Source organism: Nonomuraea sp. 3N208 (genome assembly GCF_052245935.1).
In the GTDB taxonomy this organism is placed as follows: domain Bacteria; phylum Actinomycetota; class Actinomycetes; order Streptosporangiales; family Streptosporangiaceae; genus Nonomuraea.
In genome coordinates, this window is sequence record NZ_JBQQBR010000026.1 from 153,719 (window position 1) to 175,811 (window position 22,093).

Consider the following 22,093-nt stretch of genomic DNA (forward strand, 5'->3'; position numbering starts at 1 on the left):
CTTGTGGTTCAGTCTTGCTTCTTGCTCGCGGCGACCGCCGCCGCGGCGGCTCCCCGCCGCTTGAATCGCTGCTGGCCCTGGTCGAGCATCACAGCGAGGATGATGACCGCGCCCTTGATGAGGATCTGCCAGAACGTCGACACGCCCAGGATCACCAGGCCGTCGGCGAGGAAGCCGATGACGAAGGCGCCGACCAGGGTGCCGCGCACGGTGCCCCGGCCACCGCTGAGCGCGGCTCCGCCGATCACGACGGCGGCGATCGCGTTGAGTTCGTACGTCTCCCCGGCCTGCGGGGCGGCCGAGGTCAGCTCCGAGGCGATGATGAGCCCGGCCACGGCCGCGCACGCGCCGGAGATCACGTACACGATGGTCTTGACCCGCCGGATCGGCACGCCGGACAGATCGGCGGCCCGCTCGTTGCCGCCGGTGGCGTACAGCCAGCGGCCGAAGGGTGACTTGGCCAGCAGCAGCACGATCGCCACCGCGAGCACGATCATGATCCAGATGGACGTGGGCAGGCCGAGCGGGCGGCCGCTGCCGAGCAGGCCGAAGCCGGTGTTGCCGAGGGCGGGGTTGCCGCCCAGGTTGGGATAGGTGGCGCCGTCGGAGATGAGCATGGCCGCGCCGCGGGCCACGTACAGCATGCCGAGGGTGGCGATGAAAGGCGCCACGTTGAAGCGGGTGATGAGCACGCCGTTGACGGCGCCGACCGCCATGCCGACCGCGACGCACAACACGATGACCACCCACACCGGCGGGTAAGCGATCACGCCACCGACGTGCAGGCCCTGCAGCAGCTCGCCGGCGACCACCCCGGACAGTCCGACGATGGAGCCGACCGACAGGTCGATGCCGCCCTTGAGGATGACCAGCAGCATGCCGAGCGCGATCACGGCGTTGATCGCGACGTGCTTGGTCATCGTGATCAGGTTCGGGACGGTCAGGAACGAGTCCGACAGCAGGCCGAAGATCACGATGAGCACGCCGAGCGCGATGAAGGCGCGCAGCTCGAAGGCGACGTTGAGCAGCGACAGACGGCGGGCTTGGGCGGCGGCCTGCTCTGGCGGTGCGGTGGTTGCCGTTGCCGTCATGACGAACCGTCCTGGGTTCCGCCGCCGGACACGCGCATCAGTTCCTCCCGGGTTAGCTCGCCGCGCCGAAACTCGCCGACGAGGCTGCCGCGGGCGAGCACGAGCAACCGGTCGGGGATGTGCAGGGCCTCTTCGGCGTCGGATGTGGTGAACAGGACGGCCAGGCCGCGCCGGGCCTGGGCCGCCATCAACTCGAAGATGTCGGCCTTGGCGCCCACGTCGACGCCGCGGGAAGGCTCGTCCAGCAGCAGGACGCGCGGCCCGGTCAGCAGCGCCTTGCCGATGATGACCTTCTGCTGGTTGCCGCCGCTGAGCGAGCCGATGGCCGCCTGGGCGCCGCTGGTCTTGACGGTGATGTCGGTGATCGTCCGGGAGACGGCTGCGCGCTCGCGTGGCTCGGAGACGAACAGGCCGCGGACGAACGTGCCGAGCGCCGCCAGGGACAGGTTCTGCCCGACGGACATGGTCTGGACGAGGCCGTCGCGCTGGCGGTCCTCGGGGACCAGCACCACGCCGCGGGTGATGCGCTCGCGGATGCCGCTCTCGCCGAGCGGTGTCCCGGCCAGCAGGATCTCACCGGAGGCGGGGCGGAGGCGGCCCGCGAGCGTTTCCAGTAGCTCCGTGCGGCCGGAGCCCATCAGCCCGTAGACGCCGACGATCTCCCCTTCGCGGACACCGAGCGACAGCCCGTTCACGGCGAGCCGATCGGGGGTGGCCGGGTCGGCCACGGTGAGGTCGCGGACGGTCAGAGCCTCCTGACCGAGCACCGGTTCGCGGCTCGGGAACAGGGCGTCCTGGTCTCGGCCGACCATCTGCTCGACGATCCAGCGGATGTCCACCCGGGCGGCCTCGGCGGTGGCGACGAGTGCGCCGTCGCGCAGCACCACGACGTCGTCGGCGATGTCGAGGGCCTCGTCGAGGTGGTGGGAGATGTAGACGACGGCCACGCCCGCGGCGGTGAGCTCCCTGATCACCCGGAACAGCACCTCTACCTCGGGCGCCGTCAGGGCGGAGGTCGGCTCATCCATGATCAGGACACGGGCCCGCTGGAGCAGGGCGCGGGCGATCTCCACGAGTTGCTGCTGGCCGAGCCGCAGGTCACCGACCAGCCGGTCGGGATCGACGTGTTCCTCCAGCCGGTCGAGGACGGCTGCCGTCGCCTCGCGTTGTGCCTTGCGGTCGACGGCACCGTAAGCGGTGCGAAGCTCCCGGGCCAGGAACAGATTGTCTTGGATGCTGAGGTTCGGGCACAGGCTCAGCTCCTGGTGGATGATGGCGATGCCCTGGTCGGCGGCGTGCCGGGAGGACTGGAGCCGCACGGGCCGCCGGTCCAGCTCGACGTGGCCGGTGGTGGGCTGCTCGATCCCGGCCAGGATCTTCATCAGCGTCGACTTGCCGGCGCCGTTCTCGCCGAACAGGGCCGTCACGCGGCCGGGCGCGACGGCGAAGTCCACGCCCTTCAATGCGTGTGTGCCGCCGTAGACCTTGGTGACCTCGCAGGCCCGCAGCACCGGCCCGGTCACGAGATCGCCACCGGTGTGATCGTCACGGTCTGCGGTGTCAGCAGCGTGAACGCTCCGACGAAGGAGATGTCCTTGCCGTCCAGCGCGGCCGCGTCGAGCCCGTTGAGTAGCTTGTCGCGCATCTCGTTGTTCAGAGCGGTGGCCGCGTCGGCGTACTCCACCTGGTTGGTGAACTGGCCGAACGTGATGAACCCGGCCGCGTCCCGCAGCGCGGTGCCGTTGATGGCCGGGCCGATCTGCAGCGACACCCTGGTGTCGTCCGGCAGACCCTTGACGGTGACCGGCAGCAGCCCAGACTTGGCCTGCCCGGCCTTGCCCGTCGCCTTGACGGCGAAGGTGTAGGGGCCGGTGCCCTGGCGTTTGCCGTACTTCTGCCCGGCGGCCTCCTTGTCGTCAGTCAGGGCCTTGACCAGAACCGGCAGGTCGACGGCGGCGGCCTGGATGGCGGGCACGACCTTGGCCTGGTAGTTCTGGGCGCCGAAGGCGGCAGGGTCGAACTTCTTCGGCGCCGCGGCCGCCGCGGTCTCCGCCGTCCGGTACTCGGTGTCGACCGCCATGAGGACGACCAGCACAGCGATGGCGGCGGCGGCGATCCAGCGGGCCGGGATGCGCCGACGACCGGTCAGCGCCGTCATGGTCATGTGCTGCTCCTTTTCCCCGCAGGCCGGGATCTGCGGACTGCCCCGTGCCAGGCGTCCTTCCTGGCCGCGCGTTCCATCTCATCGAGGGCGGGCTCGAACACGTCCGCAGGCCGTGGCCGCTGTTCCAGCTGTTCGATGGTCCACAGCTTGGCCGCGAGCCCTGCGGCGTCGGCCACGCCGAGGCAGGACAGGTCGTGCTCGCCGGAGCGGGCGACGACGCGCCCGCTGAGGTCCGCCTGCAGTTGCATCAGCCGGGCGCTGTGGGTGAGCCCGCCGTCCGCCATGAGGACCCGTACTCGTCCGACCGCCCGGTCGATCGCCGCCACGACGTCCTCGACCTGGAAGGCGACGGCCTCGAGGGCGGCGGCGAAGAGCTGGCCACGTCGTGTGCCCAGCGACAGGCCGGTGAGGACCGGGGTGGCGTCGGGCTCCCACCACGGGGCGCCGAGTCCGCCGAAGGCGGGCACGAAGTGCACGCCGTCCGGCCCTTTGCCCTCGGCCTCGGCCAGCAGCGCCTCGGTGCGGATGCCGAACAGCTCGGCGAGCCAGCTGATCATGCGGCCGGTGGCGCGGATGTTGCCCTCGACGCACAGCACAGGGCCGTTGTCGATGTCCCAGGCGATGCTGCGGCACAATCCGGGCGTCCGACCGCCGTCGCCGATGGCCATCACGGACGAGCCGGTGCCGTAGGTGGCCTTCACCACCCCGGGCCGCCAGCCGGCGTGGGCGAACATCGCGGCGTGCGAGTCGCCCATGACCGCCAGGACCGGGACCCCGTCGGGGAGTGGTGCCAGGTCACGGACGGTCGGGAAGGCTCCGCAGGAGGCCACCACCCGCGGCAGCACTTCGCCCGGCACGCCGAACAGTCCCAGCAGCCGGGAGTCCCATTCCCTGGTCTCGATGTCGAGGAGCTGGGTGCGCGAGGCGTTGCCGACCTCGATGACATGCTCTCCGCCGAAGCGGCTGAGCAGCCAGGAGTCGACGGTTCCCAGGCACAGCTCGCCCGCGCGGCTGCGCCGCCGGTCCGGATCGTACGCGTCGAGCAGCCAGCGGGCCTTGAGCGCGGAGAACATGGGGTCCAGCGGCATGCCGGTCACCGCCCGCACCAGCTCAGCCGCGCCGGTGGCGGCGAGCTCGTGGCACCGGGCGGCGGTGCGCTGGTCCTGCCAGCTGAGCAGCGGTCCGAGGGGCTCGCCGGTGCGGCGCTCCCACAGCACCAGGGACTCTCGCTGGTTGCTGAATCCCACGCCGGCGATCCGATCGGCCTGTGCGGGGTTGACGCACTCGGCGACCGCCAGCCGCACGCTCTGCCACAGCTCGTCGGGGGACTGTTCCACCCAGCCGGGGCGGGGCTGGGCCTCGGTGACCGGCGCGACCGCGCGGGAGACGACGCGGCCGGCCCGGTCGACGAGGAGCGCCTTGGTGGAGCTCGTGCCCTGGTCGATGGCCAGGATGAGTGGGTCAGCCATGGCGGAGCAGGCCCCGCGCGGACTCGGCGATCCCCTCGGGGGACATCCCGTAGCGGTCGAGCAGGAATGCCGCGGACCCGGTCGGTGCGAACTCCGGTACGCCGAGGATCGTGACATGCGCCGGATGATGCTGGACGACAGCCTCGGCGACCGCGCCGCCGAGACCTCCGGCGGTGGTCGACTCCTCGACGGTCACGATACCGGCGGTCTCCCGTGCCGCCGCCACGACCGCCTCCACGTCGAGCGGCTTCACCGTCGGCATCGACAGCACCCGCGCCGAGATCCCTTCGGCCGCGAGCTGCTCGGCGGCGACCAGCGCCCGCCACAGTACGGTGCCGTTGGCGATCAGCGTCACGTCGGTCCCGTCGCGCAGCGTCACCGCTTTGCCGGGGACGAACTCGTAGTCGTCCGCGTTGACCTGTGGCACGCTCATGCGGCTGACCCGGACGAACACCGGCCCGTCGACCGCGGCCGCCCAGCGCAGCGCGGCACTGGTCTCGACGGGATCGGCCGGGACGATGACGGTCAGGTTGGCGATGGCCCGCAGCCAGGCGATGTCCTCGATGGAATGGTGTGTCGCACCGAGTTCGCCGTAGGCGACACCGGGGCTCATGCCGCAGAGCTTCACGTTGTGGTTGGAGTAGGCGACGTCGGCCTTGATCTGTTCCAGTGCTCGTGCGGTGAGGAAGCAGGAGGCCGCCGACACGAAGGGAATCCGGCCGCCGTTCGCGAGCCCCGCGGCCACGCCGACCATGTCCTGCTCGGCGATGCCGACGTTGATGAGCCTGTCGGGGAAGGACTTGCGGAAGCTGTTGAGCTTGCTGGAACCGATCGAGTCGTTCACCACTCCGACGATCCGGTGGTCCTCGTGGGCCAGCTCCGACAGGGTCGCGACGTAGGCGTCCCTGCAGTCGAAGCGGGGCAGGTCGGCGACCGAGGTTCGCGGCATCAATACTCCTTGCCGAATCGGGGATGGCGCACCGTCTCCAGTTCGGTCAGCGCCTGGTGGTACTCCGCCTCGTTCGGCACCTTGTGGTGCCAGGCGACGTTGTTGCTCATGAACGAGATCGGATGCCCCTTGTGCGTGTGGGCGATCACGAACGTGGGCTTACCGGGCCGGAACGGTACGGCCGACAGCACGTCGAGCAGTTCGCCGTGGTCGTGCCCGTTGACCTCGACCACGGCGAAGCCGAAGGCGGCCGCCTTGTCCGGCAGCGGATCGAGGTCGTTCGTCTCCTTGACGGTGGCACCCTGCTGCAGCCGGTTGCGGTCGACGATCACGGTCAGCCGGTCGAGCTGGTGCTGCGAGGCCGCCATCATCGCCTCCCAGTTGCTGCCCTCCTGCAGCTCTCCATCGCCGACGAGCACATAGGTACGCCGCAGGGACACGTCCAGCTTGGCCGACAACGCGTGTCCGACCGCGACAGGCAGCCCGTGCCCGAGCGGCCCCGTGTTGGCCTCGACGGCCTGGACCTTCGTCCGGTTGGGATGCCCGTTCAGCGCCGACAAGGGCGCGAGGAAGGTCGCGAGGTCGGCGACCGGGAGGAAGCCGAACGCCGCCAGCGTCGTGTACAGCGCACCCGCGACGTGACCCTTGCTGAGGATGAACCGGTCGCGCTCCGGATCAGTGAGCCGGTCGGGGCTGATGTCCAGCACCGCGCCGTACAGGGTGGCCAGGATGTCGATCGCCGAAAAGTCGCCGCCGATGTGCCCGGCGCCCGCGTGGTACACGAGCTTGAGGTCCTGAATCCGGATCTGCCGCGCGGCTTCGGCGATGTGCGCGATCTGCTCGGCGCGGCCGGCGTACGGGTCCAGTCTGCCGAGCACGGGCATGGTGACGTGCTCGGCAGTATCCACCGGATGGGTCGCGGTCATGAGACCTCCTTCGTCGGCCTCATGACCAACGTGCTGTGTTCATTGATGACCTCGACAAGCTCGGTCATTTGTTCTCCAGTCCTGCCATCGAGGTCAGCAAGGCGTTCTGGACGAGCCGTTGCGCCGCGAGCGCGTCATGCGCGGCCTGGGCGGCGGCGAGAGCCGCGTCGTCCAGCACGTCGAGCGCGCGGTGCACCGCCTTGAGGAAGCGGATCGCCTGCTTCGCCGCCTGGACGCTGTCCTCGCGGAACGGGAACTGGTCCAGCTGCCACACCCCCTGCCAGTCGTTCTTGCGCAGGGTGTGGAAGAACTCGAAGGTCTCCACCAGGTGGACGGAGCCGACGACCATGTCGTCGTCCCAGCCACGCATGTTGTCGTTGACGTCGATCGCGAACAGGCGCCCGTAATCGATGGCCAGTTGCGCCGCGTCGGCCGGTGTCTCCTGCCCGTAGAGGGAGTGACCGAAGTCGAGAAGGATGCCGAGGTTCGGCAGGCCGATCCGTTCGATGCCGAGCAGTGTCCTGGCCACGCTCGGAAAGATGATCTTCACGCGCGGCTCACGCGGCTTGTACTCGATCACATAGTTGATCTCCGGGTGGGCGGAGCACAGCTCTTTCAAGCCGTCGAGCGCGAGTTGCCAGATGTCGTGGTAGTCCACCTGGAACGGGTAGTCCCACCCGTCCTGGCCGGGCCACAGCTTCACGTAGGAGCAGCCGAGTTCCAGGGCCACCTCGGTGGCATCGTGCATCAAGGCGAGCGCACGCTTGCGGACCGCCGGATCCGGGTTGGTGAACGACCCCTTCACGAAGTCCCGCGTGTAGATCTCGGGGGTGATCGCGATGGCTCGCAGACCGTTGTTGTCCAGCGCGGCCTTGACGTCGTCGAGCGTGCCGTCAAAACCGGCGAACGGCCAGTTGAGGTCGACGACCGACAGGTCGCCCACGGCTCCGGCCCGGTCGATCTGCTCCAGCAGGCCGACCGGGGGCCCGTACCCGTCGGTGGCGTAGCGGTCCTTGTAGGTGGCGAAATGCCAGATGCCGGCGCCGAAAGTCGGCATATCCGTCACGATGATCACTCCTAGTCGGTCATCCCTTGGTGGCTCCGGCGGTCAGACCGCCGACGATCCACCGCTGGAGCAGCGTGTACGCGATGAGGATCGGCACGACCGCGATCAGGATCCCCGCGGCCAAGCCGGTGTTGTTGTTGGAGAACTGGCCCTGGAAGTTGAGCAGCCCGACAGGGAGAGTTTTGTTCGCGTCGGAGTTCAGCAGAATCAAGGCGAACAGGAACTCGTTCCACGTGGCCACGGCGTCCAGGATCGCCACCGTGACCAGGGCAGGTGCGGACAGCGGCAGCACGATCCTCCAGAAGATCCGCCAGTCCCCGGCGCCGTCGACGCGCGCCGCTTCCACGATCTCGTTCGGGAGCTGCCGGAAGAACGACTGCAGGACGAGGACCTCGAACGGGATGCCGAAGGCGAGGTACGGGCCGATCAGGCCGATGACGCTGTCCGTCGCGCCGGCGGTTCGCATCATGATGAACACCGGGACGATCGCGATGTAGATCGGGATCGTCAGCCCGAGGAAGACCGAGAACATCACGGTCCTGCGGAACTTCATCCGCAGCTTCGCCAGGGCGAATCCGAGCATCGCCGAGATCAGCACGCCGAGCGGCACCTTGAGGATCAGCAGCAGGGCGCTGTTCCCGTACGTCGTGGCGAAGTTGCCGATGTCCCAGGCGTCGGCGAAGTTCTCCCAGGTGAACGCCGACGGCCAGGACAGCGGGCCATTGCCGATGAAGTCCGAGAGCGGCCGGATCGCGGTGACGAGGAGCAACGCCAGCGGTGAGATCCAGAAGACCGCCACCACGGCCACCACGATCGTCAGGCCGAGGCCGCCCTTGCCCTTGGCAGGTTGCACCGGCTCGGCCGGGGCGACGGCTGTTGTCGTGGGGGCGGAAACAACCGACGTCATGTCGCGCGCTCCCTGGTCTGCGACAGCACGTACGGGATGCCGACCGCGATCGCCACGACAGTGATCACGACGGCGATGGCCGTGCCGTATCCGGCTTGGTAGTACTGGAAGACGTTGGCGTACATCCATGTCCCCATCACCTGGGTGGCCGTGCCCGGACCGCCGTAGGTCATGGCGTAGACCATGTCGAAGACCTTGAAGGAGTCGATGAGGGACAGTGCCAGCACGATGTAGTGCGCGGACCGCAGGCTCGGCATGGTGACGTGCCAGAACTGTCGCCGGCGGTTCGCCCCGTCGACTCTCGCCGCCTCGTAGAGCTCCGACGGAATCCCTTGCAGGGCGGCGAGGTAGAGCAACATCGGGAACCCGGTCCGCAGCCACACCGCCGGCACCATGACCGCCCACAGCGCGGTGGAGTCCTGCCCGAGCCACGGCTGGGCCAGGCCGTCCAGACCGATCAGGCCGAGGAAGGCATTGATGGCGCCGTACTGCGGGTTGTAGAGCCACCCCCAGATCGAGGCGATCGAGACGAGCGGCAGCACACCCGGCGCGTAGAAGATCAACCGCAGCACGGGTTTGCCGCGGACCTTGCCGTTCAGCACCATCGCGAGCGCCAGGCCCATCGTCACCGGGAAGACGATCGTCACCAGCGACCAGATGAGATTGTTCCTCGCCGCGGTCAGCACCACCGGGTCGCTGAACATCCGCCCGTAGTTGTCCAGCCCCACGACGTTGTACGCCGGGCTGAGGCCGTCCCAGTCGGTGAAGCTGAACCACAGGGACGACGCGGCGGGATAGACGAGGAAGACGACGTAGACCCCCAGCGCGGGAAGGGCGAACAGCCACGGCCGCCATCGCCCCCGCCGGGCAGGGTGGACATTGAGGATTGCCATCAGCTGCCCCGTGTCAGTTACGGGCCCAGGCGGAGACGATCTCCTGCATCTTCTTGGCCGCCGCGGCCGGCGTCATCGAACCCTGGAGAAGATCACTCTGTACGCTGAAGTACTGGTCCGCTTCCTTCTTGGGGAAGGCCTGGTCCTGGATGGTGTAGAAGGGGCTCCCGCCATACTTCTCGCCCCACTCCGCCGACAGCGGCAGCTCCTTGGGATCCGGCTCGGCGCCCTTGACCGTGGAAGAGGTGATCTGCATGGCCTTCTGACTGTCCGGCTTCATGATGAAGTCGAGCAGGGCCGCGGCCTTGTCCTTGTTACCCGACCTGGCGTTGATCATGTAGCCCTCGACGAACCCGGAGTGCCGGGCCGGGGTGTGATCGGTAGGCAGCTGGAAGTTCCCGAACTGCGCGGGATCTTTCTTCGCCGCCAGGATGGCCGAGGTCTCCGACCACTGCCCCTCGATGCTGTACGCGGTCTTGCCCTCTACGTATGCCCGCCCGATGTCCGCGGGATCGAGGCCCAGCGCGCCCTCGGGCAGCCACTTCTCGTCCTGCCACTTCTTGAACAGGGTGAACGCCTCGACGACTTCAGGCCGGTCCCAGCTCTCCTGACCGACCAGCAGCTTGTCGTGGAGCTGAGGACCTGCGGTGTGCTCGAGCAGGTACTCGAACAGGCGCATGACATGCCAGCCGAACTTGCCGCCCAGCCCGCACGGTGTCACTCCGGCGGCGACGAGCTTCCCGTTCATCTCCTCCAGCTCGGCGTACGTCGTGGGCGGGGCGGTGACGCCGGCCTTGGCCAGCAGCTCCTTGTTGTACCAGGCACCCAGGCCGCGCGCCGTGAACGGGACGCCGGCCTTGACGCCCTCGAAGGTCATGCCCTCGATCGCCGCGGTGTTGATCGAGGAGTCCCAGCCGTACTTCTGGTAGTACGGCGCGAGGTCCGCCGCCTGCTTGGCCTTCGCGAACGGCGCGCCGATCTGCCCGCCCCAGATGCGCCAGATGTCGGGTCCGCTGCCGCCCAGCAGCTCCGTCCGGAGCTTGTCGGGATACTGGGCGGCGCCTGAACCGGGAAGGCTGTCGATCGTGGTGATCGTGCCGTTCTGCTCGTCGAACTTCTTCACCTGGGCCTTCAATAGGCCGATCGTCTCATCGTCCTCGTAGGTGAACAGGCGGAGCTTGTTCGACGTCGGCGCCGTTGCGCCGCCGCCGCTGAGAGAGGCCCCGGTGCAGGCGGTGAGAGCGACTCCGGTCACCGCGACGGACGAGAGGGCGAGGAATCCTCGACGGGTGTACGACCTGCCAGTCATGTCGATCTCCTTACATGGACGGTGCGTCAGCCGTGCTCGCGGCCGAAGGCCCGGATCTTGGCGAACATGTCCTCCAGCAGGAACCGCACGTCGACCTCCTCGCAGACCCGGATCGGGTGGTTCGAACCGGGGAGGTAGGAGCCGTCCGCGCCGAAGCGGGGAGCGGGTCTCACCCGAAGGTTTCCGCTCTTGGGGAAGAGCATCAGCGCGATGGCCGGCGAGTCGCCCAAGGAGCGGGACTCGATCGGCTCAGGATGGTAGGCCGCGTTCCACTCGTGCAGCTGCTTGATCAGGTAGCGACCCAGCGGGCCGGCGTCGCCGATCTTCTCCTCCAGCTCGGCATAGCTCACCGAGACCTTGGTGTAGACGTCTCTGGGCACCTGCCACACGGTGATGCCGGAGTCGAACACCACGTTGGCGGCGGGGATGTCGTTGGAGAGGTTGAACTCGATCCCCGGGCCTTCGTCGTACCCGCGGTATCCGGGGCCCCCGATCCAGATCACGACCACCGGTCGTCGTACGAGGTCAGGGTCGAGGAGGATCGCGGAGGCCATGTCGGTCAGCGGCCCGAGGAACGCCACGTAGAGCGGATCTTCCTCGCTCGCGAGCTTCGACTCCTCGATGATCAGCCGCGCGCCGGGGGAGTCCACCGCGGTGTGCTCGTCCGGCAGCGCCGTCGCCGCGCCGTTCGCGACGGTGACGGAATCCGTCATACCGAGCAGATCCAGCAGCAGGTCGATCTCCTCGCGCGACTCCTCCATGCTCCGCCGGGATCGCCGGGTGCCGAAGTGAGCGGGGATCAGCCCGCGCATGCCGAGAGTCGGCGACAACAACCCGTGCACGATGGCGAACTGGTCATCCGCCTCGTTCTTCGCGTCCGTGTTGATGATCACTCTGCGTTGACGCATCGCAGTCTCCATTGCATAATTATGCGCTACCGCATAATATTCCGTGTCGGTAGGTTGGCTGATTCGTGGAGCGCTGTCAATAACTTGATGCGACGTTCGACAGTGAGGAGCTTCTCCTGGACGACGAGCAGGCCGTGATGCCGGCGATCGACCAGGGCGTGACCCCCGGCTCCGGGATGGCCGGCCCGCCCGGCGGCACCTCGGCCCGGGTTCGAGCGCGCGATGAGTGACATCCGGGATGGAAAATGTTGGGCAACCAGACTCCGCGATGGTGAAGGGGACGGATCCTGATGGCTGTGCACGCGGCCGGCGCCGGCCGGTCTGTCCCCGACGGGCGGGTGCGGCTGATCACCAAGGTCGCGCACATGTACCACGAACAGGGCATCCGTCAGGCTGACATCGCGGACGCCCTGCACATCTCCCAGACGAAGGTGTCCCGGCTGCTCAAGCGAGCAGGCGAGATCGGCATCGTACGAACCGTGGTCGTCGTCTCCCAAGGCGTTCACTTGGCGCTCGAGCAGTCCCTGGAGAGCCGGTACGGTTTGCGGGAGGCGGTCGTCGTCGATGTCGACGGTGACGAGTCGGAGATCATCGCCAGTATCGGCTCGGCGGGAGCGGCCTACCTTGAGGCGACCCTGACCGGCGGAGAGCGGATCGGCATCTCGCCGTGGAGCCAGACTCTCCTTTCAGTCGTCGACCGGCTGCACCCGCTCCGCGTGGCAGGCGCCGAGCGAGTCGTCCAACTCGTCGGCGGCGTCGGCGAGCGTGCCGTCCAGGCCAAGGCCAATCGCCTCCTGAATCATCTCGCCGAACTGATCGGCGCCGAACCGATCTACGTCCAGGCTCCGGGCCTGGTCGGCACGGCCGAGATCCGCCGGAGTCTGGTCACCGATGCGGCCATGCAGTCAGTGGCCGAGGAGTGGCAGAACCTCACGATGGCGTTGGTCGGCATCGGCAGTGTGCAGCCCTCGCCGTTGCTGCGGGACAGCGGTAACGCGATCGCCCCCGCCGACCAGGATCAACTGCTCGCCGCGCACGCCGTCGGCGACGTCTGCCAGCGGTTCTTCGACTCGACCGGTCAGCTGATCCGCAGCGACCTGAACAGCCGCGTCGTCGGTATCGACCCTGATACCTTCCGTACGATTCCGCGCCGGATCGGCCTGGCCGGCGGCGAGCGCAAGCACGCGGCCATCCGCGCGGCGATCAGCGGCGGCTGGGTCAACGTCATCATCACCGATGTCGCGACGGCCCATGCGCTGCTCGATGAGGATCAGCGCGTCGAGCGCCCGATGGTCTTTTGACGTGCTCCTCCCCATGAATGGAGAGGATTCTCATGGCCGCTACGCCGCCACCCCTGGGGTGGTGCGGGTAGTCCCGCCATGAGGTGCTTGACGCTTCACCGGCCCCAGTGGTGCAGGGCCTCCACGTCCAGTGACCGCCTGTCCGGCGGCTGAGTTGTACCGATACAGCTGGGTGCGGGCGGCGTTGACGTCGGCGTTGCCGATCCATCCGCAGGCTGTGTTCTTGCACACGAACCGGGACTGGCTCTCGCGGGAGCCTTCGGTGATCGTGTGGCAGGCGTGGCATTCCTGGCTGGTGCCCGGCGCCGGGATGTAGACGACCTTGCCGCCCTTGTCGGTGGCCTTGTAGGTGAGGAACTCGGCGGTGCGGCCCCATGCCTGCCCGGCGATGGCGCGGTTCAGGCCGCGTTTTTGGGCGACGTTCCTGCCCGGCGCGTCGATGGTGCCGGAGGCGGAGGCCATCATGTTCGTGACCTTGAGGTCTTCGAGCACGATGACGGAGAACCGGTCGGTGAGTTTGGCGGTGGTCTGGTGCTGCCAGTCGATGGCCCGGCGCTTGGCTTTGGCGCGCAGGCGGGCGATCTGGTTGTAGGTTTGCTTCAGCCGGTTGCTGGCGGGCTGTCCGGGTTTGGCTGCTCGTTTTTGGCGGGCGGCTTTGCGTTCCAAGCGGAGCAGGCGTTGCTGTTCCCCGCCGGTCAGCCACTGGGTACGGTGGAAGATCTTCTCTCCGGTGGACAGCGCCAGGGGCACGGCGATGCCCCGGTCGATCGCGGTTGGCGGCCCCGGATGCGGGGCGGGCACCGGCTGGCTGGTCTGGGTGCGGAACACGATGTGCCACCCGCCTGCCTCCTTGACCAGCCGCGCCCCGGTGATCTTCCCGTCCGGGCCGCCCTTCGTGACGCCGGGCAGGTCCTTGGTCCACCGGAAGCGGACCCGGCCGAGTTTGGGGATGGTGACCGCGCCCCACCGGCGGTTGATCCGGGTGATGTTCAGGTCCCGCGCCTGGGGGACGTCCACCGCCATCCGGGAGCGGAATCGGCTCTTGAACGTGGGGCGTCCGGCCGGGTGGTCGGGGTTGAAGTAGTTCGCCCACGCCTGCCGGTAGGTCTTCAGTACGGCTTGCGCCGCTTGGGCGGGCAGGTCGTTGAGCCAGTCGATCTCCTTGCGGGCGACCCGGATGGCCTCGTCGCACTGGGCCAATGACGCGAACCGGCCCTGTCGGAAGGTGCAGAACTCGTGCAGCAGGTTCCACAGCGTGCGCGCGTTGTGTGCCTGGCCGTCCAAGACGGCGCTCTGCCGCTGGTCCAACTCCAGGCGCGCGACCTGAGCACGATTGCGTTTCCGCAGCCCCACGCGACGCATTCTATCGTTTGGTGTATGTCACCGCGATGGGAACCGAACCCCGACATCAGAACCGGACGTCACTGCGTTCACGACCTGAGCGCGCATTTGGTGTTTGTCACGAAATATCGGCGGGACGCACTCACCGGCCCGATGCTGAAGCGCTGCGAACAGATCATGAAAGAGGTGTGCGAGAAGTTCGACTGCGAGCTGACCGAGTTCAACGGCGAGCACGACCACGTTCATCTCTTCGTCCGCTACCCGCCCAAGGTCGCTCTGTCCTCCCTCGTCAACTCCCTCAAAGGCGTCTCGGCCCGCTACCTCCGCCAGGAATACAGCGTCCACGTCCGCAAATACCTGTGGGGCGGCCACTTTTGGTCCCGCTCCTACTACGCGGGCTCGACCGGCGACGCCAGCCTGGCGACCGTCCGCACGTATATCCAGTCTCAGGACCGGCACCAGAAATGAGACAAGACCAGACGCGGTCACGACCGGTTCCAAGAGTGCGGGTCAGGGCACGCTCAGGCCCTGGAGGCCTTCCCACGCGGGTCTTCACCTCCCGCCTGAAGGCGGGAGCACTGGCCCGCACCTCGGTAGAAGGCCCTCGGATTCGCGTTCTTGATGTCGAAGGCGCGCTGGATCGTTGACAAGACCATGGCTCTAAGCGGCCCGTCCAAAGGGCCGATGCCCAGCAATGGTCTGGGCGAGCGCATCGGCGGGGAGCGGCACGCCGCGCACCTGCACGGCCCCTGCGCGCCAGCGCGTGTTCCCCGTACGCGCATCGCGCCCCCCTGTGGATCCGCCGCGGCTCGTCAGGTCAGAAGCGTCGGCACTGGTCTTCCTTGTTGCCACCGACGACGTTCTTGCCGCCGGTCGGCTTCGGGCGGTTCTCCTTGCACTGCAGGTCGCCCTTGACGGCGTTGCGGTGGATCTGGGCGCCGCCGCGGTTGCCCATCACCTGGATGTTGCCGCCCACCCGGTTGCCGTTGACCCGCTGGTAGCGGTGGTTGTCGTCAAGCTGAACATCGCCCTTGATCCGCGATGAAGTGACCGTGGCGGCGCCGCCCTGCTTCACCTGGACGCTCCCGTCCACCCACGAGCCGGAGATCACCGATACCGATCGCGCCCCCTCGGCCTGGACGTTGCCGTCGACCCTCACCTTTCGCGCCACGAGCGTCGCGTTCCGCCCGACCTTGATGTCACCATCGATGCGGGTGCCCACAAGGGTGCACGTCGCGCCCTTGGGCACGTACACGCCTTCCAACGCCACGGCGCGGATCGTGCCGCGGCAGGTCCGCTCGTCGGCGAGCGCCGGGGTGGCCACCACGAGTCCACCGAACACGGTGCCGAGGGCGGCGCCCGCGAGGACCAGTTGGATCTTGTTCATGTCATTCCTTCCCATTGGCTCACTTGCTCTATGAGAAGGATGTCGATCAGCGGTGAGGGCTCAGTGAGACGGACATTAGCCCCTTCTCATCTCCTCAGCAGCAGAGCGAGGGCCCAGTCCTGGTCGTTGGCGAGCGGGCCGGCCGTCCACGCAGCTGGGCATCAGGAAAGCGCAGGTCGCCTGGCCATCCGGGCCGAAGTCGATCAGGTTGGCCGCGAAGATCGCGTCGGCGACCCGTTCGGCGTCCTCGGTCCTGATCTCCTCGGGCAGTTGCCGCAGTGCCACCGCTGTGAGCACGCTCCAGTAGTGCGGGAAGGTGTCACCCCACTGACGGTCGATCCCGAACCAGTATCCGTCCCAGTGCCGGATGCCGACGTCCCGCAGCCGGACGTGCGGCTCGTAGCTCACCTCGTTCAGGAGCCGGTGGCGCTCAGGAAGCCGTTCCGGCTCCAAAGGATCTTGACCTTGCCCTTGGACTTCGGCACGACGGCGAAATACATCGAGGCCCTCTTGTACACGGCCTTCTCGCGGAAGGTCTTGCCGTTGCTCAGGGGTTTGGCCAGGGAGCCGCTGTAGAACTCCATCCCAGGCGCGCCGGGGCGGGCGGTGTAGGTGTCCTCTTCCGTGATGCCGTACCAGACCAGCGCGCCTCCGGAGGTCGTGCGCAGCGCATACAACTCCTGGGCGGGCTGGGTGTTGCGCCGCAGGTTCCATCCGGTCGGCAGGTTCTCCCTATCCAGCTTGCGCGTGTCGGCGTCCCAGGTGAAGATGTTCCGCAAGATGAGCCGGTTGGCGCGCGGGTCGTCACCGGCGGTGGTCAGCAGGCGCGCGTGTGTCCGGGTGAGTTCCTGGGGCGAGACCACGAGCTCCGCGCGGTCGTCCGGGGCGAGCACGGTGGCGAAGCCGTCGTGGTCACGTGCCGGAGTGGGGATCCTGCCCAGGCTCGCCGAGACGGCCACCATGCGCCACCCGGCCTGTGTCTTCGCAAAAATGACCTGGTCCCACCTGCGGTTGCCGTCCCTGCGCCGGAACTCGGCCATGAACCACGGCGTGCCCGCGCCCGCTCTGGGGATGACGAAGTGCGACTTGACGATGCGGCTCTGCGGAACCTTCGGAGTATCTCCTTGCAATCGGTCCAGCCGTACCTCGGCTTGGTGGATCTCCGCCATCAGGCCCGCCTCCGCCGCCGACCAGTCCGTGCCGCCCTGGCGCATCGCCTCCTTCTCGGAGCTGTCCCAGCGGGCGAGGATCTGCTTGGCCTCCGCTACCGTCACGACCCCCTGCTTCTGCGGAGACGGGGACGGGGATGTCACGCCTCCCTGCTTCTGTGACGGCAGAAACGGCGCGGAGGCTCCGCCGTTCGCTCCCTGCGCGACGAGGCCGCAGGCGGTGGCGACGGGCAGGACGAGCAGGATGGATAGCTGACGTTTGATGATCATGGCTGGCTCCGTGGTGTGATTGCCCCCTTGTACGGGGTCCTCGTCCGCCGGAGTTCAGCCCGTACGGGTGCCATGCCAGATGGTTCAAAGCGCTTGCGCGCTTACCTGAACGCGGCCTTCCCCGGACACCACACCGGTTGATCTCGACTTCGTCCGTCTTTTCAGAGCGGCGGCACCAGCAGGGAGACGAGCAGCAGGAACACCGGGTTGCCCAGGGCGGCCATGCGGTGGTGGCCAGGCCGTTCCAGGACGATGCGGCGTCCTTCAGCCGTTTGGGCAAGAGGCCGAAGATCTTGAGCACCGCCGCGATGAGGACCGCCCAGGCGAGCTCGGCGCTGGTCCGCCTCCCCGGCAAGGCCGGCTCAGATGGCCGCCGGTCCGCCGCGAGGAGTTTGACGCCGACATCGAGCACGGCTCCCTCTACATCGGCTCACCGGAGACCGTCGCCCGCAAGATCGCCCGCACGATCAAAGGCCTCGGCGTCGGCAGGTTCGACCTCATCTACACCGTGGGATCACAGCCGGTCAGCGCCCGTCTGCGCGCCGTCGAGCTGTACGGCACCACGGTGATCCCCATGGTCCGCGACATCCTCGCCGGCTGACCCACACCCTCGGGCACGGCATCGAAACTGGAGTACGAAATGAACGGCAGCGCCCCGAACAGCCCTGAGACCATCGGCATCCTCGGCGCGGGCAAGGTGGGCACCGTGCTCGCCAGGCTCGCCCTGGCTGCTGGCTACCGGGTGCTCCTCGCCGGCTCCGGCGACCCCGCGAAGATCGCCCTCACCGTCGACGTGCTCACCCCCGGAGCGGTCGCCACCACCGGCGCCGACGCCGCCGCTCGCGCCGACATCGTCATCCTCGCCCTTCCGGCGTTCCTTCCCGAATCCCGCGTCGTCAAGGCGTTCAACCACCTCGGGTACCACGACCTCGAAGACAAGGCCCGCCCCGCCGGTCAGCCCGGACGCACCGCCATTGCGATTGCCGGCGACGACCCCGCCGACCTCGCCGCCGCGGCTTCCGTCGTCGACAAGCTCGGCTTCGATCCCGTCAACGCCGGCCCCCTCGCCGAAGGCATCCGCTTCGAACCGGGCACCGAACTCTTCGGCGCCGACGTGGACGCCAACGAGGTCCACGCCAGACTCGACCGCTTCCCGGACACCGAACGCGGCCAGATCATCGCCCACGCTCGTGCCCAGACTCCCACGAGCGCGGCCGTCGCACACCCAGCGTCATCCCACCACACCGCCTGAAACCGCCACACCGAGGTGGAGGTGGCGGCCCTGAGCGCACGATCTCGGCGCCACCAGCCGGGACGGCGACACCCGGGCGACGAGCGGAGCCTCGCGGGGCCGGCCGCGCGAGCGCCCGGTACGGCGATGGCCGCGTGAGCCGGGATCGTCGGCTCTGGCGGCGGCTACAGGTGGCAGAGCGACGGCGGGCTCCGGTCACCGTCGCCCGGCGTCAGCCCAGTTCGCGTTTCAGCCAGTGCAGGACATCGGCGGTCACAGGGTCGGTGATGTCGGCGAACTCGCCATGCTTCTTCAGGAATTTGGCCACGTACGAGCAGACGGGCACGATCCGCTTCCCCAAGGCGCGCACGTCGGTGAGCGCTTGCTGGACCAACTGCGCGGCCATGCCCTGGCCGGTGAAGGCGTCGTCGACTTCCGTGTGGAAGAAGACCCGTTGCTCACCGCGGTCGCGGTACGCGATCAGGCCGGCACGCTTGCCGTCGACCAGGATCTCGTATCGATGCTTGGCATCCACCCGCTCGACGATCGGAGCGGCAGACGGCAGGCTCATGAAGTGCCTTTCGGACGAAGCTGGGAACGCGGAGGATTCCCGCGCGGCTTGATGGTGGCGTTGGGCAGGACGGGCGCGTGAAGGCGGTTCCCCGGGTAGCCCTCAACGACGCCGAAGCGGTCGGAGGAGGCCTCCCAATCTTCCCGGGCCTGGACGATGTCCTCGTGGGTGCGGCCGATGAAGTTCCACCACATGACGATCTCCTCCTCGAACGGAGTGCCGCCGAGCAGGATCGTCCGCGCCGGGCCGTCCGACGTGTTCTCAAGGGCAAGGGTGTCTATACCAGGCCGGACATAGCCGAGCTCCGCCGGGCGCAGCGGCGTGCCGGCCACGCGGACCTGCCCGCTGTCCACGAGAAGGCCGTGCTCAAAGGTAGTGTCCACGGCGAGTGTGATCGCCGCGCCCGGTTCGAGGGTGATCTCGGCACCGAGCAGCGGCGTGAAGGTCCGCACAGGGGAGGCGGCTCCGGCGAGCGAGCCCAGGAACACCCTGATCGCGGCCCCGTCGATCCGCACGGGTTCAGGTACGTGGTGCTGAAAGTCCCGTTCGGCGTTGCGGTGCTCTTTGGGCAGCGCCACCCACAACTGGACGCCGTGGAGGATGGTGGTGCGCGGAGTGGAGACCTCCGAGTGGGCGATGCCGTACCCGCCGGTCATGAGGTTCATCTCGCCTGGCCGGATGAAGGCGTGACTGCCAAGGCTGTCGCGGTGTTCAACCTCCCCGCTGAACAGCCAGCTCACCGTCTGCAGGCCGGTGTGCGGATGCGGGGGGACCTCCATGCCACCCGTCCTGGTGACGTCGTCGGGACCGTAGTGATCGGCGAAGCACCAGGCTCCGATCAACGTCCGGGCCCGCTGCGGCAGCGTCCGCCGCACGGACATCGCCCGTGGCCCGCCCAGAGGTACGTCCCGCGCAGAGAGCACGTCGACCCCGGGCCCTACAGCCGGCCGCCCGTCGACCGCCGGCTCTCCACACCTCATCTCGACAGGATCGGTTTCCACGTTGCTCACCGAAACGACCTCCCACGCAATCCAGTTTCACATTCAACAACTACAACGCCACATTATGGGGCGCGGGATGGAGCCGCGACGCGAGGCGGTCGCCGAACCTGGTCCTCGCCCCGACCCCGGCGCCACGGCCAAGTCAGGACGTCCTGCGGAGCGGAGAGAATCCAGCGGTCCGGCGGGGCGGTGTCCGAAGAGCCGCGCTCAGTACCACGAAACCAATTTCTTTCACAGTTACCTCGGGATGTATCGCCATAACGTTGATGACGGCCAGCACGTGACGATTCACCCGAGCGAGCTCACCGAGGAAGAGCGCTGGAAGCGATTCAACGGGATCCTTGGTGAAGCCCTCGTAGAAGCATGAGAAGAAGGCCCGGCTGGCCTCTTCCTGAGATTCCTCAGGAAGAGGCTGCCTAGTATCCGATGACTTCCCAGCGGCCTTCAGTGCGTCCGGCAGGGTGCAGGATGATTTCCTTAATTACCTGCTTCACGGATCTGTTCCAGAGCTGTGAGCGTGTCCCTGAGCTCTTTCTCACGCTCGGACTTTCTGCTGACGTACCTTTCCTTGGACATCTCGCCGGACTCGTACAAGTCGAGAAGTCGCTCAAGCCTCTTCTCGATGTCGGCAGCGAGGGCAGGCGGGGCAGGACGAGGACGTCGTCGGCGGTGACGGCGGGCATGGCGGTCCTCCTGGCTTTGGGGACGCTGTCGTCGGGTCGGTTTGTGGTGATCAGGCGAAGGGGTACGGGCCGAAGCGGCCCCAAGCCACGAACAGAGCCAGCGCGAGCAACACCAGATTGATCACGACCGGCTGGGTCTCCTTGCGCCGGGCGTGCGTGAGGATGGCACCGATCATCGTCACCGCAAGCCCCGCGGCGGCCAGCGGCGCGAGCACCGGGACGATGCCCAGCACGGGGGGCAGGATCAGCCCGATCGCGCCCAGCACCTCCAGCGCGCCGATCGTCTTGAGCGCGCCGGGCGGGAAGTCCTCAGCCCAGGCCATGTTCGGCGAAGCGACGAGTTTCGCCTTCGATTGGGCCAGCTTCGCGCCACCGGAGCCGAGGAAGACGACGGCGAGGAGAGCGGCGATGACCCACAAAACGATATTCACAACGACTTCCAGGAATCTTGGGGATGGATGCGGGTGGGGGATGACCGGGGTCGTGGTCAGATGCCGGAGAAGGCGGTCTTGTGCGCCGCCAGCCACCGCTCGAAGTCCTGAAGTTCCGGGTTGAGGCCGCGGACGATGTCGAGGTCACGGGCGGCGACGAACTGCGGCACCTCCGCATAGAACTGGAACATGTTGCCCAAGTCGGCGGCGCCCGGCCAAGGCTGCGCGCGGATGGCATCGAACGGCACCGGCACGTAGGCCACCTCTTCGCCCAGCGCCTTGCCCAGGTGGGCAGCCATCTCCGCGCCGGTCAGGTGCTCACCGGCGATGGACACGGTCCGGCCGGCGAGCTCGCCGCCACGCTTGAAGATGCCGTAGGCGGTCTTGCCGATGTCGTCGGAGGCGATGCCGGCGAGCTTGCTGTCGGCCATCGGCAGGGCGAGCACGAGCCGCCCGTCCTCTCCTCGTTTCGGCGCCATCGGGCCGAGGAGACTCTCCCAGTAGAACGTGGTCCGCAGGAACGTGGTCGGCACCCCGGCGTCGATGAAGAACCGGTCGGCCTCGGCCTTGGCGTCGAAGTGCGGCACCTTGTACTTGCCCATCAGCGTCGGCATGCACTCGTCGTCGAGGGGGATGTGGGTGCGGGTGTCATCCAGCGTCGACCAGATCACGTGGCGCAGCCCGGCGTTCTTGGCAGCCCGCGCCATCGTCGCGGCGTCCTGCTTTTCCTGCTCCGGCGACATGTGCTCCCAGGTGTTGGTCACCAGATACGCGCCGTAGGCCCCGTCGAACGCCTCCGTCAGCCGCGCCTCGTTCCTGATGTCGGCCTCGACCACCTCGGCTCCCTGGGCGGCCAGTTCCCGCGCCTTGTCCGAGGCCGGGTTGCGAGTCAGCGCCCGCACCGCGAACGCGCCGCCGGCATCGGCCAGGATCGCCCTCGCCAGCCCGCCGCCTTGCGCTCCGGTCGCGCCGACCACTGCGATCACTTTCTTGTCCACGACAACTCTCTCCTTAGCTGAGGGTGGC

22 protein-coding genes are annotated in these 22,093 nt (G+C 68.0%); 3 read left to right on the plus strand and 19 right to left on the minus strand.

Going from position 1 to position 22,093, the window contains the following annotated elements; all coding sequences use genetic code 11:
* Nucleotides 1-8: 8 nt before the first annotated feature.
* The 11 genes from ACTWPT_RS35075 to ACTWPT_RS35125 form a co-directional block, all read right to left on the minus strand.
* On the minus strand, nt 9-1,091 hold the full coding sequence (locus ACTWPT_RS35075; RefSeq protein WP_443181805.1) for an ABC transporter permease: 1,083 nt from the start codon (nt 1,089-1,091) through the stop codon (nt 9-11).
* Entirely contained in the window at nt 1,088-2,614 is a 1,527-nt protein-coding gene (locus tag ACTWPT_RS35080; protein ID WP_443181806.1) for a sugar ABC transporter ATP-binding protein, read from the minus strand. The genes ACTWPT_RS35075 and ACTWPT_RS35080 overlap by 4 nt, the downstream gene beginning before the upstream one ends.
* The gene (locus ACTWPT_RS35085; protein ID WP_443181807.1) at nt 2,611-3,255 is read right to left on the minus strand and encodes a DUF2291 family protein; all 645 of its coding nucleotides are present in this window, start codon (nt 3,253-3,255) and stop codon (nt 2,611-2,613) included. The genes ACTWPT_RS35080 and ACTWPT_RS35085 overlap by 4 nt, the downstream gene beginning before the upstream one ends.
* On the minus strand, nt 3,252-4,724 hold the full coding sequence (locus tag ACTWPT_RS35090; protein WP_443181808.1) for an FGGY-family carbohydrate kinase: 1,473 nt from the start codon (nt 4,722-4,724) through the stop codon (nt 3,252-3,254). The genes ACTWPT_RS35085 and ACTWPT_RS35090 overlap by 4 nt, the downstream gene beginning before the upstream one ends.
* Nucleotides 4,717-5,673 carry a transketolase family protein gene (locus ACTWPT_RS35095; protein WP_443181809.1) on the minus strand — a complete coding sequence of 319 codons (957 nt, stop codon included), beginning with the start codon at nt 5,671-5,673 and terminating at the stop codon, nt 4,717-4,719. Before ACTWPT_RS35095 ends, ACTWPT_RS35090 begins: the two co-directional genes overlap by 8 nt.
* Nucleotides 5,673-6,599: a transketolase gene (locus ACTWPT_RS35100; RefSeq protein WP_443181810.1), complete on the minus strand. Its 927-nt coding sequence runs from the start codon at nt 6,597-6,599 to the stop codon at nt 5,673-5,675. The genes ACTWPT_RS35095 and ACTWPT_RS35100 overlap by 1 nt, the downstream gene beginning before the upstream one ends.
* A 64-nt stretch (nt 6,600-6,663) precedes the next feature.
* A complete protein-coding gene (locus ACTWPT_RS35105) occupies nt 6,664-7,656 on the minus strand; it encodes a sugar phosphate isomerase/epimerase family protein (RefSeq protein WP_443181811.1) in 993 nt (330 codons plus the stop codon).
* A 28-nt stretch (nt 7,657-7,684) separates the two neighbouring features.
* Entirely contained in the window at nt 7,685-8,572 is an 888-nt protein-coding gene (locus ACTWPT_RS35110; RefSeq protein ID WP_443181812.1) for a carbohydrate ABC transporter permease, read from the minus strand.
* A complete protein-coding gene (locus ACTWPT_RS35115; RefSeq protein WP_443181813.1) occupies nt 8,569-9,465 on the minus strand; it encodes a carbohydrate ABC transporter permease in 897 nt (298 codons plus the stop codon). Before ACTWPT_RS35115 ends, ACTWPT_RS35110 begins: the two co-directional genes overlap by 4 nt.
* Before the next feature lie 13 nt (nt 9,466-9,478).
* Complete coding sequence (locus tag ACTWPT_RS35120; RefSeq protein WP_443181814.1) at nt 9,479-10,774, minus strand: ABC transporter substrate-binding protein; 1,296 nt, start codon at nt 10,772-10,774, stop codon at nt 9,479-9,481.
* 26 nt (nt 10,775-10,800) lie between these two features.
* A complete protein-coding gene (locus tag ACTWPT_RS35125; RefSeq protein WP_443181815.1) occupies nt 10,801-11,682 on the minus strand; it encodes a nucleoside hydrolase in 882 nt (293 codons plus the stop codon).
* Nucleotides 11,683-12,020: 338 nt separating this feature from the next.
* Between ACTWPT_RS35125 and ACTWPT_RS35130 the strand changes: the two genes are divergently transcribed.
* Nucleotides 12,021-12,983, plus strand: a complete 963-nt coding sequence (locus tag ACTWPT_RS35130; RefSeq protein ID WP_443181816.1) for a sugar-binding transcriptional regulator — start codon at nt 12,021-12,023, stop codon at nt 12,981-12,983.
* A 39-nt stretch (nt 12,984-13,022) separates the two neighbouring features.
* On the opposite strand, the gene ACTWPT_RS35135 is transcribed toward ACTWPT_RS35130, so the two are convergent.
* Entirely contained in the window at nt 13,023-14,336 is a 1,314-nt protein-coding gene (locus ACTWPT_RS35135; protein WP_443181817.1) for an RNA-guided endonuclease InsQ/TnpB family protein, read from the minus strand.
* 24 nt (nt 14,337-14,360) lie between these two features.
* Between ACTWPT_RS35135 and tnpA the strand changes: the two genes are divergently transcribed.
* On the plus strand, nt 14,361-14,792 hold the full coding sequence (gene tnpA, locus ACTWPT_RS35140; RefSeq protein WP_443181818.1) for an IS200/IS605 family transposase: 432 nt from the start codon (nt 14,361-14,363) through the stop codon (nt 14,790-14,792).
* Nucleotides 14,793-15,141: 349 nt separating this feature from the next.
* Here the strand turns inward: tnpA and ACTWPT_RS35145 are convergent, their stop codons facing one another.
* The 3 genes from ACTWPT_RS35145 to ACTWPT_RS35155 form a co-directional block, all read right to left on the minus strand.
* Entirely contained in the window at nt 15,142-15,711 is a 570-nt protein-coding gene (locus ACTWPT_RS35145; RefSeq protein ID WP_443181819.1) for a hypothetical protein, read from the minus strand.
* A gap of 75 nt (nt 15,712-15,786) precedes the next feature.
* Entirely contained in the window at nt 15,787-16,119 is a 333-nt protein-coding gene (locus tag ACTWPT_RS35150; RefSeq protein ID WP_443181820.1) for a hypothetical protein, read from the minus strand.
* A gap of 5 nt (nt 16,120-16,124) precedes the next feature.
* Nucleotides 16,125-17,150, minus strand: coding sequence for a hypothetical protein (locus ACTWPT_RS35155; RefSeq protein WP_443181821.1), 1,026 nt, complete (start codon nt 17,148-17,150; stop codon nt 16,125-16,127).
* A gap of 640 nt (nt 17,151-17,790) precedes the next feature.
* Here ACTWPT_RS35155 and ACTWPT_RS35160 point away from each other — a divergent pair.
* Nucleotides 17,791-18,402, plus strand: coding sequence for an NADPH-dependent F420 reductase (locus ACTWPT_RS35160; protein WP_443181822.1), 612 nt, complete (start codon nt 17,791-17,793; stop codon nt 18,400-18,402).
* Between the two features lie 211 nt (nt 18,403-18,613).
* On the opposite strand, the gene ACTWPT_RS35165 is transcribed toward ACTWPT_RS35160, so the two are convergent.
* The 4 genes from ACTWPT_RS35165 to ACTWPT_RS35180 all read right to left on the minus strand — a co-directional run bounded on the left by ACTWPT_RS35165 (nt 18,614) and on the right by ACTWPT_RS35180 (nt 22,065).
* The gene (locus ACTWPT_RS35165; RefSeq protein ID WP_443181823.1) at nt 18,614-18,952 is read right to left on the minus strand and encodes a GNAT family N-acetyltransferase; all 339 of its coding nucleotides are present in this window, start codon (nt 18,950-18,952) and stop codon (nt 18,614-18,616) included.
* Nucleotides 18,949-19,962, minus strand: a complete 1,014-nt coding sequence (locus tag ACTWPT_RS35170; RefSeq protein WP_443181824.1) for a pirin family protein — start codon at nt 19,960-19,962, stop codon at nt 18,949-18,951. The genes ACTWPT_RS35165 and ACTWPT_RS35170 overlap by 4 nt, the downstream gene beginning before the upstream one ends.
* Before the next feature lie 724 nt (nt 19,963-20,686).
* Nucleotides 20,687-21,055, minus strand: coding sequence for a DoxX family protein (locus ACTWPT_RS35175; protein ID WP_443181825.1), 369 nt, complete (start codon nt 21,053-21,055; stop codon nt 20,687-20,689).
* Nucleotides 21,056-21,123: 68 nt separating this feature from the next.
* Nucleotides 21,124-22,065, minus strand: a complete 942-nt coding sequence (locus tag ACTWPT_RS35180) for an NmrA/HSCARG family protein (RefSeq protein WP_443181826.1) — start codon at nt 22,063-22,065, stop codon at nt 21,124-21,126.
* Nucleotides 22,066-22,093 lie beyond the last annotated feature (28 nt).

What these genes read in the sequence shown, in the direction of transcription:
- ACTWPT_RS35075 (WP_443181805.1), bottom strand. Translation starts at nt 1,091, where the DNA reads ATGACGGCAACGGCAACCACCGCACCGCCAGAGCAGGCCGCCGCCCAA.
- ACTWPT_RS35085 (WP_443181807.1), bottom strand. Translation starts at nt 3,255, where the DNA reads ATGACCATGACGGCGCTGACCGGTCGTCGGCGCATCCCGGCCCGCTGG.
- ACTWPT_RS35090 (WP_443181808.1), bottom strand. Translation starts at nt 4,724, where the DNA reads ATGGCTGACCCACTCATCCTGGCCATCGACCAGGGCACGAGCTCCACC.
- ACTWPT_RS35095 (WP_443181809.1), bottom strand. Translation starts at nt 5,673, where the DNA reads ATGCCGCGAACCTCGGTCGCCGACCTGCCCCGCTTCGACTGCAGGGAC.
- ACTWPT_RS35100 (WP_443181810.1), bottom strand. Translation starts at nt 6,599, where the DNA reads ATGACCGCGACCCATCCGGTGGATACTGCCGAGCACGTCACCATGCCC.
- ACTWPT_RS35105 (WP_443181811.1), bottom strand. Translation starts at nt 7,656, where the DNA reads ATGCCGACTTTCGGCGCCGGCATCTGGCATTTCGCCACCTACAAGGAC.
- ACTWPT_RS35110 (WP_443181812.1), bottom strand. Translation starts at nt 8,572, where the DNA reads ATGACGTCGGTTGTTTCCGCCCCCACGACAACAGCCGTCGCCCCGGCC.
- ACTWPT_RS35115 (WP_443181813.1), bottom strand. Translation starts at nt 9,465, where the DNA reads ATGGCAATCCTCAATGTCCACCCTGCCCGGCGGGGGCGATGGCGGCCG.
- ACTWPT_RS35120 (WP_443181814.1), bottom strand. Translation starts at nt 10,774, where the DNA reads ATGACTGGCAGGTCGTACACCCGTCGAGGATTCCTCGCCCTCTCGTCC.
- ACTWPT_RS35125 (WP_443181815.1), bottom strand. Translation starts at nt 11,682, where the DNA reads ATGCGTCAACGCAGAGTGATCATCAACACGGACGCGAAGAACGAGGCG.
- tnpA (WP_443181818.1), top strand. Translation starts at nt 14,361, where the DNA reads ATGTCACCGCGATGGGAACCGAACCCCGACATCAGAACCGGACGTCAC.
- ACTWPT_RS35145 (WP_443181819.1), bottom strand. Translation starts at nt 15,711, where the DNA reads ATGAACAAGATCCAACTGGTCCTCGCGGGCGCCGCCCTCGGCACCGTG.
- ACTWPT_RS35155 (WP_443181821.1), bottom strand. Translation starts at nt 17,150, where the DNA reads ATGATCATCAAACGTCAGCTATCCATCCTGCTCGTCCTGCCCGTCGCC.
- ACTWPT_RS35160 (WP_443181822.1), top strand. Translation starts at nt 17,791, where the DNA reads ATGAACGGCAGCGCCCCGAACAGCCCTGAGACCATCGGCATCCTCGGC.
- ACTWPT_RS35165 (WP_443181823.1), bottom strand. Translation starts at nt 18,952, where the DNA reads ATGAGCCTGCCGTCTGCCGCTCCGATCGTCGAGCGGGTGGATGCCAAG.